Origin of the sequence: Streptomyces sp. NPDC001513 (genome assembly GCF_042894695.1) — a bacterium.
Taxonomy (GTDB): domain Bacteria; phylum Actinomycetota; class Actinomycetes; order Streptomycetales; family Streptomycetaceae; genus Streptomyces.
Genome location: NZ_JBIAVU010000007.1, coordinates 402,117 through 413,568 on the forward strand (window position 1 = coordinate 402,117; position 11,452 = coordinate 413,568).

Genomic DNA, 11,452 nt, shown 5'->3' on the forward strand with positions numbered 1-11,452 from the left:
GCCGACGTTTCGCATGTCCGACGGAGATGCGGGCTAGACCCCCGCCGAGCGGACCGCCGAGACGGCCTTCCGGGCCGCTACCAGGACCGGGTCCCAGACCGGGGAGAACGGGGGCGCGTAGCCCAGGTCCAGCGATACCACCTGGTCCACCGTCATGCCCGCCGTCAGGGCGACCGCCGCGACGTCCACCCGCTTCGCGGCCCCGGCGCCGCCGACGATCTGGACGCCCAGCAGGCGGCCCGTACGGCGTTCCGCCAGCATCTTCACCGTCATCTCCGCCGCGCCCGGGTAGTACCCCGCCGTGTTGGTGGAGGTGATCGTGGCCGTCACGAAGCGCAGGCCCGCCTCCAGGGCGTCCCGCTCGCGCAGCCCCGTACGCGCGATCTCCAGGTCGCACACCTTGCTGACCGCCGTGCCGACGACCCCGGGGAAGGTCGCGTAGCCGCCGCCCACGCCCGAGCCGATGACCTGCCCGTGCTTGTTGGCGTGCGTGCCCAGCGGGATGTGCCGGGTACGGCCCGCGACCAGGTCCAGGACCTCCACGCAGTCGCCGCCCGACCAGATGTCCTCGTGGCCCCGCACCCGCATCGAGAGGTCCGTGAGGATGCCGCCCGACGGGCCGAGCGGCAGGCCCGCGGCGCGGGCGAGGGCCGTACGGGGCTCCACGCCGATGCCGAGCACGACCACGTCCGCCTCGTACTCCTCGCCCGCGGCCGTGGCCACCGCCCGGGCCCGGCCCTGCTCGTCCGTGAGGATCTTCGTGACCTCGGCGCCGGCGACCGTACGGATCCCCATGCGGTTCATCGCGGTGTGCACCAGGCCGCCCATGTCCGGGTCCAGCGTGGCCATCGGCTGCGCGCCCCGGTGCAGCACGGTCACCTCGTAGCCCCGCTCCACCAGGGCCTCCGCCATCTCCACGCCGATGTAGCCCGCGCCGACCACGACCGCCCGGCGGCCCTCGGTGCGCCGCAGGGTGTCCATCAGGCGCTGGCCGTCGTCCAGGGTCTGGATCCCGTGGACCCCGTGCGCGCCGATGCCGGGGAGCCGGGGGCGGACGGGGCGGGCGCCCGTGGCCAGGACGAGCTTGTCGTAGCCCGTCCAGGATTCGGATCCGCTGTCCAGATCGCGGGCGCGGACCCGGGATCCGGGCAGGTCCAGCTCCACGACCTCCGTGCGGGTGCGCAGGTCGATGCCCCGCGCCCGGTGCTCCTCGGGGGTGCGGGCGATCAGGTCGTCGCGCTCGGCGACCCGGCCGCCCACCCAGTACGGGATGCCGCACGCGGAGTACGAGGTGAAGTGCCCGCGCTCGAAGGCGACGATCTCCAGCTCCTCCGGGCCCTTGAGCCTGCGGGCCTGTGACGCGGCGGACATCCCCGCCGCGTCACCGCCGACCACCACCAGTCGTTCCGTCGCCATCGTCCGTACCGCCCCTTCACCCCGACATCGGATGTGAACACGCTACGGGCGAACGCGCGTTCAGTCCTGCACGCCGGTACCCGCGTCCGCATCGGTGTCCGGAGCCGGCGTCCGGGGCGCGGGAACCTGGGCCGCGGGGGCCTGTGCCGCGGGCCGCTGCGGGAACGGGAACCGGGCCGCGGCCGTGCCCGGGGCCGTGACCCGGGCCGCCTTCGGGCGGGCCGGGCGCCGCCGCCGGTACAGCCGGACCAGCAGCGCCACGACGGCGGCCGTCAGCGCGAACGGGAGCAGCGCGCCCACCGTCACCGTCAGGTACCGCACGATCTTGGTGAAGACCTCCCAACCGCCGCTCAGGGCGCCCAGGAAGGTGGGCTCCTTCTCCTTCTTCTTCTCCGCGGCCGGCGGCTTCGGCGCGGGCTCCGAGACCTCCAGCGTGATGGTGCCCATCGAGGTCTGGTCCTTCAACGCCGCCTGCTGCGCCTGCAGCGACTCCAGGTCGGACTGGCGCCGGCTCAGCTCGCTCTCCAGCATCACCACCTCGCTCAGCGCCGTGGCCTTGCCCATCATCTCCCGCACCCGGGCCACGCTGGCCTGCTGCGACGCGACGCGGCTGCCGATGTCGGCGACCTTCTCGGTGACGTCCTGCGCGTCGACCTTGCGGTGCAGGAGCTTCCCGCTGCCCTCCATGGCGCCGAGCACCGCGTCGTAGCGATCCCCGGGCACCCGCAGGGTCACCGTCGAGGTCATCCGGCCGTCCTCGCCGCGCCGGGTGGACTCGTTGCCGACGTAGCCGCCCGCCCCGTCGGCCGCGGCGCGGGCCGCCGCGAGGGCCTTCTGGGCGTCCGTCGTCTCGATGCCGAGCGTCGCGGTACGGATCACGTTCGGGCGGACCGCGGCCGCCGGCGGGGCGTTCTTGTCGCCCGGAGCCGCGGACGCGGCCGGAGCAGCCGCCGCGCCCTTCGCCCCCTCCTGGGCCTTGCCATCCTGGGCGGGCGCCGGTGCGACCGCCGCCCGGTCGGCCGAGGACGTCTTGTCCCCGGCGTCCGCGCCGCACCCGGTGAGCGCGAGCGCCCCGGCCAGGGAGAGGGCGGCCAGGGCCGCCGCGGAACGGTGTCTGTCTGGAGCGCGCATCGTGCAAACCCCCGGTGTTCGGCTGGTGTTGCCGTTTCGACGTACAGAGTCCCGTCGCGGGTTTCACCCGCAGGGTCCCGGGCCGGTCCCGATGCGGTCACGGTCCGGCCTCGGAGATCGGTCTGAGACGATGTGTCCATGCACGAAGCGGACATGCGTACGGATCGGCCGGGCCGGCCGGGCTCCCCCGGCCACGTCGTCGTCATCGGCGGCGGCATCGCGGGCCTCGCGGCGGCCCACCGGCTGCTCGCCGAAGGCGCCCGCGTCACGCTGCTGGAGGCCGGACCGCGCCTCGGCGGCAAGCTGTACGCCGGCGAACTCGCCGGGGCCCCCGTCGACCTCGGCGCCGAATCCATGCTCGCCCGCCGCCCCGAAGGCGTGGACCTCGCCCGGGCCGTGGGCCTCGGCGAGGCCGTGCAGCCGCCCGCCACCGCCACCGCCCACCTGTGGACCCGCGGCGCGCTGCGGCCGATGCCGCGCGGGCACGTCATGGGGGTCCCGGGCGACCCGGGGGCGCTCGCCGCCTCCGGGGTGCTGTCCGCGGAGGGCCTGGCCCGCATCGAGGCCGAACGCGAACTGCCGCCCACCGAGATCGGCGAGGACGTCGCCGTCGGCGCGTACGTCGCCGCCCGGCTCGGCCACGAGGTCGTCGACCGGCTGGTGGAGCCGCTGCTCGGCGGGGTCTACGCGGGCAACGCCTACCGCATCTCCATGCGGGCCGCCGTGCCCCAGCTCTTCGAGGCCGCACGCACGCACGCGCTGCTGTCCGACGGCGTACGGGAACTGCAGCGCCGGGCCGCCGCCCAGCCCCAGCAGGCCGGTCCGGTCTTCGCCGGCATCGACGGCGGCATCGGCCGGCTCCCGCTCGCCGTGGCCGAGGCCTGCCGCGCGGCCGGAGCGCGGATCGTCACGGGCGCGCCCGTCACCGAGGTCATGCGTACGGCTGAAGGCTGGCGGATCGTGACCGGCGCCGGGCCCGCAGGGCCCGTCGAGGCGATCGAGGCCGACGGCGTGATCCTGGCCACCCCGGCCGGGCCCGCCGCCCGCCTGCTGGACGGGCTCGCGCCCACCGCCGCGGCCGAGCTGCGCGGCGTCGAATACGCCTCGATGGCCCTGGTCACCATGGCCTTCCGGCGCTCCGACCTGCCCGCCGCCGTCGCCGACGGGGGCGCCAGCGGGTTCCTCGTACCGCCCGTCGACGGCCGGACCATCAAGGCCTCCACCTTCTCCAGCAACAAGTGGGCCTGGGCCGGGGCGGATCCCGAGCTCTTCCTGCTGCGCACCTCGGTGGGCCGGTACGCCGACGAGGCCGACCTGGGGCGCGAGGACGGCGAGCTCGTCGACGTCTCCCTCGCCGACCTCGGCGAGGCCGTGGGCCTCGCCGCCCGCCCGGTCGCCTCCACCGTCACCCGCTGGGACGGCGGGCTGCCCCAGTACCCGGTCGGCCACCTCGACAGGGTCGCCCGGATCCGCGGCGCCGTCGCCGCCCTGCCGGGCCTCGCGGTGTGCGGCGCGCTCTACGACGGGGTGGGCATCCCGGCCTGTATCGGCAGCGCCGGCCGGGCCGCGGAGGCGGTGCTCGCCTCCCTCGGTACGCGGACGGCACCCCTGGCGCCGACCACTGATCAGCGCACGGGACAATAGGAACATGACTGCACCAGAGAAGATTCCCAACGCGGGGAAGAAGGCGAAGGACCTCAACGAGGTCATCCGCTACACCCTGTGGTCCGTCTTCAAGCTGAAGGACGTCCTCCCCAGTCCTGAGGCAGACCGTGCCGGTTTCGCCGACGAGGTCCAGGAGCTGTTCGACCAGCTGGCCGCCAAGGACATCACCGTCCGCGGCACCTATGACGTCTCCGGCCTGCGCGCCGACGCCGACATCATGATCTGGTGGCACGCGGAGACCGCGGACGAGCTGCAGACCGCGTACAACCTGTTCCGCCGCACCAGGCTGGGCCGCGCGCTGGAGCCGGTGTGGTCGAACATGGCCCTGCACCGCCCGGCCGAGTTCAACAAGTCGCACATCCCGGCCTTCCTCGCCGACGAGGTCGCCCGCGACTACGTCAGCGTGTACCCCTTCGTGCGCAGTTACGACTGGTACCTGCTGCCGGACGAGGACCGTCGCCGCATGCTCGCCGACCACGGCAAGATGGCCCGCGGCTACCCCGACGTCCGCGCCAACACCGTCGCCTCCTTCTCGCTGGGCGACTACGAGTGGATGCTGGCCTTCGAGGCGGACGAGCTGTACCGCATCGTCGACCTCATGCGTCACCTGCGCGCCTCCGAGGCCCGCATGCACGTCCGGGAAGAGGTGCCCTTCTACACCGGACGCCGCAAGTCCGTCGCCGATCTGGTGGCCGGGCTCGCCTGATACCTCCCCTGGGGGGAAGGACCGGAGGACGACCACACCGTCAGGTGAGTTCCTCCGGTGGATCGGGAGGCCCTGCCCCCGAAACGACGCAGCCGGAGATCCCGCCCGGAAGTTCAGACGACTGGTGGCAGCAGCGCCCTGCGGGCGCTCGCTGCCCGGTCGTCCAGCGACACCGGTGCGGGCTCCGGATGCGGCGCACACGTGACGCGCCACCCCGGGGTGGCGCCCGTCAGCAGATACCGCTCCACGTGACGGTCCACGCAGTCGTTGCGTCCGCCGACCACTCCGTGCGAGCCGGCCCCCGCCTCCGTCACCAGCCCGGCCCCGGCGCCCAGCCGCCGCTGGAGCTCCAGCGCTCCCGGGTACGGGGTCGCCCCGTCCCGCTCCGCCGCGACCACCAGCGTCCGTGGCAGCCGGACCGGCCCCTCGACCGCCACCGGCCGCTGCCGCCGGGCCACCGGCCAGGAGGCGCACGGCAGGTTCAGGAAGGCATTGGCCCAGGTCTCGAAGGGGGCCGTGCGAGCCAGCGCGGAGTTGTCGCGGTCCCAGGTCTCCCAGTCCGCGGGCCAGGGGGCGTCGTTGCACAGCACCGCCGTGTAGACGGCCGTCGCGTTCTCCGCCGCGGCCGCCCGGGCCGGGTCCGGAGCGGCCTGGGCGGCCAGTTGGGCCGGATCTCCGCGCAGGAAGGCCGCCAGGGCCGACGCCCGCTCCGGCCACACGTCGTCGTAGTACGCGGCCTGGAGGTAGGCGGCCCGGAGTTCGCCGGTGCCGACCCGCCCGCCCGCGGGCGTACGCGCCACCGCGTCCCGGACCCGCTCGTAGCTCGCCTGCACCGCCGCCGGGGTGGCGCCGAGGCGGTACGTGCCGTGGTGCCGGGCGGCCCAGGCGCGGAAGTCGTACCAGCGGCGCTCGAAGCCGGGCGCCTGGTCGAGGTTGTTGCGGTACCAGACGCGGCGCGGGTCGGGATCGACCGCCGAGTCCATGACCATCCGGCGGACGTGGCCGGGGTGGAGGGTGGCGTAGACGGCGCCGAGGTAGGTGCCGTACGAGGCGCCCAGGAAGGTCAGCCGGTCCTCGCCGAGCGCGGCGCGCAGGACGTGCAGGTCGCGGGCGTTGTTGAGGGTGGAGTAGTACGGCAGGGTCGCGCCGGCCCGCCGCGCGCAGCCGCGGGCGTAGGCCCGGGCGGCCGAGGCGCGTTGCCTCTTGTACGCGGGGGAGGGGTCGGCCGGCTCCTGGGTGGGGCCCGTGGCCCGGGCGGCGGGGTCCTGGCAGGACAGCGGGGCGGAGCGGCCGACACCGCGCGGGGCGTAGCCGACGAGGTCGTAGGCGGCGGCGATCCGCTGCCACTCGGGCAGTACGGCGACGAGCGGGAAGTGCATCCCGGAGGCTCCGGGGCCGCCGGGGTTGTGGACCAGGGCGCCCTGGCGGACGGCTCCGCGGGCGCGGGTGGCGGTGACCCGGCTGACGGTGAGGGAGATCTGCGGGCCGTCGGGGCGGGCGTAGTCGAGCGGTACGCGCAGCTCGGCGCAGCGGACCGGGCCGGGGAGCCCCTCGACGGCGGGGCAGGCGCGGAAGTCGAGGCGGGCGGTGGCGGCGCGGCGGGCGGCGAGCGCTGCTCCGGCCGACTCGGCGTCGGTGGTGGCCCCGGCGGCCGGGACCGGAGTGCACAGGGCGAGGGAGAGCGCGGCCACGGCGGCTCCGTGGCGTGCGAGTCGTGTCCGCATGACGGGCCTGCCTCTCATCGTATGAAGTGATGAGAGGCCGGACCGCGGTCGTTGTAAAGGATCACCGGCGGGTGTCGGCCGCCCTGGCCCCCGTCGGCGGATCAGGAACTGCTGGAACAGCTCGAACTCGAACTGCTGGAACAGCTGGAGCCCGAACTGCTCGAACAACTGGAACCGGAGGAGCTGCCACAGCTCGAACCGCTGCCGCCACCGCAGCCGGAGCCGCTGCCTCCGCAGCCGCTGCCTCCGCCCGAGGCCCCGCAGCCCGAACCCCCGCTTCCGCCGTCGCTCGCGGCGCACCAGACCACCGGCAGCAGCATGTCCGAGGAATCGGACGACGAGCCGTGGGTGTGGTGGGAGCGCGCGCCCGACTGCGCGGCGGCCAGCCGGGTGCCGCGGGCGGCGGGCACCAACTGCTGCCGCAGGTACGGGTCCCGCAGGCCGCGCAGCCCGAACAGGGCGGTCTGCACGTGCGGGGTCCGGTCGTTCACGTACGCGGAACGCAGCGCCCGCAGGGCCCGCAGCCCCGCCCCGGTGACCCGGCTCCTGGCCCGGACCGCGCCGATCACGCCCACCACGATGCCGATCACCAGCACGGGCAGCACCTTCACGATGAACGGCACCTGGGCGCCGCTGTCGAGGGCGAGCCCCACGAAGGTCAGCACCAGCGACACCGGGATCAGGAGTGCGCACACGAGAGCCTGGACGAAGCCCCAGCGGCGCCGGGTCCGCCCGGACCCGGGCGGGCGGATCAGCCCGCGGTCGGCCAGTACGTCCCCGATCTCCTGGACGGCCGGGTCGCACATGGCGGCGTAGCGCACCTGGTAGAGCCAGCCCGAGGGAGCCCCTGCGTGGGCCTGGAGCACGGCGCGCTCGGCCGGGTCGCCGGCCCGGGCCCCGGGACGGACCTGGACGATGCCCGGACCGCCGACCACGAGGCGGCCGTCGCCGAGCATCGAGACGAGCGCGGCGTCCACGACGGTGGCGGGCCCGCCCACCACGAAGGCGGCCTCGGACAGATCGTGGAGAGCGGCCGGGGATCCCGCCGAGGCGGGGCGGCCGCCGCGGGCCCCGCGCAGCAGCAGGAAGGAGGAGACGGCGACGGCGGTCCAGACCGCCACGGCGAGGAGGTTCATGCCGCCCTCCCCGCGAGCGCACGGGCCCAGCGGACGACCCGGCGGGGCGGCCGCACCCCGGCCCGCTCCCGCCACCAGGCGGTGAGCCGGCGCCGGGCGGCCGGATCGGCCGGCAGGTCCCGGATCAGCAGGTGTTCGGCGAAGTCCAGCGCGTCCCGCCGGTACCCGGCGGTCATCGGGCGGCCCTTGGCGTACGCGAGGAAGGCCTCGCGGTACGGGTCGCGGCCGCCCAGGAGCCCGGGCAGCTCCGGAGCCAGCCTGGCCACCACGTCGGCCCGCTTGGCGGCCAGCGCCCGGGCCTGCACCCGGATGCGCCCGCGGTCGAAGCCCTCGGGTACGGGGGTCCCGGCCACCAGCGCCGACAGCAGCGCGGCCTGCCCGAGCGCGACCCGGGTCCGGGCGGGCTCGGTGGCGACGGCGGACCCGGGCCCGGCGGCGGCCTCCGGCTCGGCCCCCGATACGGTCTCCGGCTCCGCGGCGGCCTCCGGCACGGCTGTACCCTCCCGCGCGCGCTCCGCCCGGACGCCCGTCGCGGGGCCGGCCGTCACCACCGCCCGGATCGCCTCCAGTTCGCCCGCGAGCTCGGCCTCCGGCGGGAAGTCGTCGTCCCGCTCCAGCAGCACGCCCGGCGGGTCCACCCGCGAGCGGAGCGCGGCGAGCAGGTCGAGCACCACCGGCGGCACCGGGTGCGCGTGCGTGTCGTGCCAGACGCCGCCCCGCTCGACCCCGCCCGCCACGTGCACGTACGCCAGCGCCTCCAGCGGGATCGCGTCCAGGACGGCCGCCGGGTCCTCGCCCCGGTTGACCCGGTTGGTGTGCAGGTTGGCCACGTCGATGAGCAGCCGCACACCGGTCCGCTCGACCAGCTCCGTGAGGAACTGCCCCTCGGTCAGCTCCTCGCCCGGCCACGAGAACAGCGCCGCGATGTTCTCCAGCGCCAGCGGTACGGGCAGCGCGTCCTGCGCGATCCGTACGTTCTCGCACAGCACGTCCAGCGCGTCGCGCGTGCGCGGCACCGGCAGCAGGTGCCCGGCCTCCAGCACCGGCGAGGAGGTCCGCACGAAGGCGATGTGCTCGGTGACGAGCGGCGCCCCCAGCGCCACCGCCCGCTCGCCGAGCGCCGCCAGCTTCGCGGGGTCCGGCCGGTCGGCGCCGCCGAGGCCGAGCGAGACCCCGTGCGGCACCACGCTCGTGCCGCGCTCGCGCAGCCGCAGCAGTGCCTCGGGCAGGTGGCCCGGGCAGATGTTCTCGGCCACCACCTCGACCCAGTCGAGGCCGGGCAGCCGCTCGACGGCGTCCGCGATCTCCGGCCGCCAGCCGATGCCCACCCCCAGGTGTGCCATGGGCTTCATGTCCCCTCGCCCCCTCTCAACGCATCGTGTGTCGATGTCATGGCCCCGACGGAGTCGAGCCAACCGCAGCAGGGGACGTTCAGAGCAACATTTGAGGTTCCCGCGCACGCGCAGGGTCCGCGGGGCGGCGCCGTCAGAGCCGGGCGCGCAGCGCCGGATGGTCGGCGACCACCGTCGCACTGCCCGGCGCGATCTCGGTGAACCCGGCGTCGCGGACCACCGGCAGCCCGCTCCCGCCCAGTTCCGCCCACCGCTCGCGCGGGGCCGTCCGTACGGCCAGCCGGAAGCCGGACTCCCGCCAGGCGGCGCGCTCCGCGCCGGTCAGCTCCCACCACGCCAGCTGCGCGGCGTGCCCGGCCTGGGCCATCGCCTTGCCGGCCGACATGTCGAGGCCGGGGTTGAGCCACAGCACCGGCAGCTCCGGGTCCTCGACCGCGGCCACGGGCTCCGGGTCGTCCAGATCGGTACCCGACACCTGGAGCTTCGCGAGCTCCTTGGGCCAGCCGTCCAGGGGCACCGGCGGAAAGACCCGTACCTCCGCGCTGTCACCGTGCACCGTGACACCGGGCAGGGTCTGCGCCTTGCGCCACTCCGCCCCGCGGGCCCGCCGGACCACCTTGCGGATCCGCGCGTCCTGCCAGTCGCGGACCGCCTCGGCCCACTCGCCCTCGCCCCGCGCCCGCTCGTCGGTGAGCAGCACCAGCACCGCGCGGGCGGCCGTCTCCAGGGCGTCGGTCCGGGCCGGCGGCTCGGCCTTCTCGATCCGGACCACCAGCGGCAGGACGAACTGCGGGGCCTCGTCGCGCAGGACGTGCTCCTGCCGGAAGGGGCTGTCCGCGCCGACCGCGGGCACGTCGGAGATGTCGTTCGGGTGCTGGCTGCTCATCCCGCCAAGGATGCCAGGCTCCACCTCAAGGAGGATGCCCCGGGTGGTCGCCGCGGGTGAGGATCGGCGGCATGAAGAGTGATCTTTTCGCGTCCGAGAACCTGGCCCAGGCCGCCGTCACCCCCGGCATGAGCCTGCAGAACGCCAAGTCCGTCAAGTACAACGTCAACGGTGAAATGCTGGCCCGTCAGGGCTCGATGATCGCCTTCCGCGGCAACCTCCAGTTCGAGCGCAAGGGCCAGGGCATAGGCGGCATGCTCAAGCGCGCCGTGACGGGCGAGGGGCTGGCGCTCATGTCCGTACGGGGCCAGGGCGAGGCCTGGTTCGCCCACCAGGCGGCCAACTGCTTCATCATCGACCTCGAGCCGGGCGACGCCCTCACCGTCAACGGCCGCAACGTGCTCTGCTTCGACCCGACCCTGTCCTACGAGATCAAGATGGTGAAGGGCGCCGGCATGACCGGCGGCGGCCTCTTCAACAGCGTCTTCACCGGCACCGGCAAGCTCGCCGTGATCTGCGACGGCAACCCGATCATCATCCCGGTCACCGCCCAGGCCCCGGTCTACGTCGACACGGACGCGGTCGTCGGCTGGAGCGCCCAGCTGGAGACCGGCCTGCACCGCTCCCAGTCGGTCGGCTCGATGATCCGCGGCGGCTCCGGCGAGGCCGTCCAGCTGATGCTGCGCGGCGAGGGCTTCGTCATCGTCCGCCCGAGCGAGGTCACCGAGACGGCGGCGGCGCACTGAACCGACTCGGCGGCCGCGGGGCAGATGGGTGCCCGGCCGCCGCCATTCGAAGGCGCTCGCTGTTCCAAAGAGTGACGATTCATGACTTTCCGTGACCAATTGGTCGGTGCGGGGATGCCCCTACCCGTAGAAGGGGCCACTCCGCACGCAGCGGAGGGCCTCCCCTCCAGGAAAGGAATCACATGAGGAAGCTGGCTTGGGCTGCGCGGGGCATGTCGGCCGTATCGGGAGCGGTCCTGCTCGGGACGCTCATGGTCCCGTCCGCGGTGGCCGACGACGGCCCGGGGAGCACCATGGATCCCAGTAGTTCCATGGCGGCGGGCAAGAAGTGCGGCGCACGCGACGTCAGCTCTGCCGCTCCGGACTTCGGCGCCTTGACCGGTGTGGTCTTCCGTGTCGCGAGCGACGCGCAAGGGAACTCGTTCCTCAACGACAGCCGGACCCCGGGCGTGTGGATCAACCTCGGTGCTCTCGCCAACGCGCCGACGTGCGTCATCGGCACCGCGGCCTCAGTCACCGAGGCCTCGGTGGGTCGCCTCGTCGTCACGCTGCTGACCCAGAACGGGGCACAGCATGAGGCCGTGTGCACCACCAGCGGCACGGCGTTCACGCCGTCGAACATCGTGACGGCGTGCGGCACCGGGTTCTCGCTCCTGCCGAACACCCCCGTCAGGCGGTAGGTCAGGACTC

General features: G+C 74.6%; 10 protein-coding genes. 4 read left to right on the forward strand and 6 right to left on the reverse strand.

Annotated features, from left to right (window positions below; translation table 11 throughout):
- Positions 1 to 33: 33 nt before the first annotated feature.
- The gene (locus ACFYZ4_RS18315) at positions 34 to 1,416 is read right to left on the reverse strand and encodes an FAD-dependent oxidoreductase (protein WP_351287492.1); all 1,383 of its coding nucleotides are present in this window, start codon (positions 1,414 to 1,416) and stop codon (positions 34 to 36) included.
- Positions 1,417 to 1,476: 60 nt separating this feature from the next.
- Positions 1,477 to 2,547, reverse strand: a complete 1,071-nt coding sequence (locus tag ACFYZ4_RS18320) for a DUF4349 domain-containing protein (RefSeq protein ID WP_390784346.1) — start codon at positions 2,545 to 2,547, stop codon at positions 1,477 to 1,479.
- 138 nt (positions 2,548 to 2,685) lie between these two features.
- Between ACFYZ4_RS18320 and hemG the strand changes: the two genes are divergently transcribed.
- Together hemG and hemQ are read left to right on the forward strand one after the other, a co-directional pair.
- The gene (hemG, locus tag ACFYZ4_RS18325; RefSeq protein WP_390784347.1) at positions 2,686 to 4,191 is read left to right on the forward strand and encodes a protoporphyrinogen oxidase; all 1,506 of its coding nucleotides are present in this window, start codon (positions 2,686 to 2,688) and stop codon (positions 4,189 to 4,191) included.
- 4 nt (positions 4,192 to 4,195) lie between these two features.
- Positions 4,196 to 4,918 carry a hydrogen peroxide-dependent heme synthase gene (gene hemQ, locus ACFYZ4_RS18330; protein WP_351287497.1) on the forward strand — a complete coding sequence of 241 codons (723 nt, stop codon included), beginning with the start codon at positions 4,196 to 4,198 and terminating at the stop codon, positions 4,916 to 4,918.
- Between the two features lie 113 nt (positions 4,919 to 5,031).
- Here the strand turns inward: hemQ and ACFYZ4_RS18335 are convergent, their stop codons facing one another.
- The 4 genes from ACFYZ4_RS18335 to ACFYZ4_RS18350 all read right to left on the reverse strand — a co-directional run bounded on the left by ACFYZ4_RS18335 (position 5,032) and on the right by ACFYZ4_RS18350 (position 10,016).
- The gene (locus ACFYZ4_RS18335; protein ID WP_390784348.1) at positions 5,032 to 6,642 is read right to left on the reverse strand and encodes an alpha/beta hydrolase; all 1,611 of its coding nucleotides are present in this window, start codon (positions 6,640 to 6,642) and stop codon (positions 5,032 to 5,034) included.
- Positions 6,643 to 6,743: 101 nt separating this feature from the next.
- A complete protein-coding gene (locus ACFYZ4_RS18340; RefSeq protein WP_351287501.1) occupies positions 6,744 to 7,778 on the reverse strand; it encodes a TIGR04222 domain-containing membrane protein in 1,035 nt (344 codons plus the stop codon).
- The gene (locus ACFYZ4_RS18345; RefSeq protein ID WP_390784349.1) at positions 7,775 to 9,130 is read right to left on the reverse strand and encodes a DUF692 family multinuclear iron-containing protein; all 1,356 of its coding nucleotides are present in this window, start codon (positions 9,128 to 9,130) and stop codon (positions 7,775 to 7,777) included. Before ACFYZ4_RS18345 ends, ACFYZ4_RS18340 begins: the two co-directional genes overlap by 4 nt.
- 133 nt (positions 9,131 to 9,263) lie before the next feature.
- On the reverse strand, positions 9,264 to 10,016 hold the full coding sequence (locus tag ACFYZ4_RS18350) for a peptidyl-tRNA hydrolase (RefSeq protein ID WP_390784350.1): 753 nt from the start codon (positions 10,014 to 10,016) through the stop codon (positions 9,264 to 9,266).
- 71 nt (positions 10,017 to 10,087) lie between these two features.
- Between ACFYZ4_RS18350 and ACFYZ4_RS18355 the strand changes: the two genes are divergently transcribed.
- Positions 10,088 to 10,762, forward strand: coding sequence for an AIM24 family protein (locus tag ACFYZ4_RS18355; protein WP_351585515.1), 675 nt, complete (start codon positions 10,088 to 10,090; stop codon positions 10,760 to 10,762).
- Positions 10,763 to 10,944: 182 nt separating this feature from the next.
- Positions 10,945 to 11,442, forward strand: a complete 498-nt coding sequence (locus tag ACFYZ4_RS18360; RefSeq protein WP_390784351.1) for a hypothetical protein — start codon at positions 10,945 to 10,947, stop codon at positions 11,440 to 11,442.
- Positions 11,443 to 11,452 lie beyond the last annotated feature (10 nt).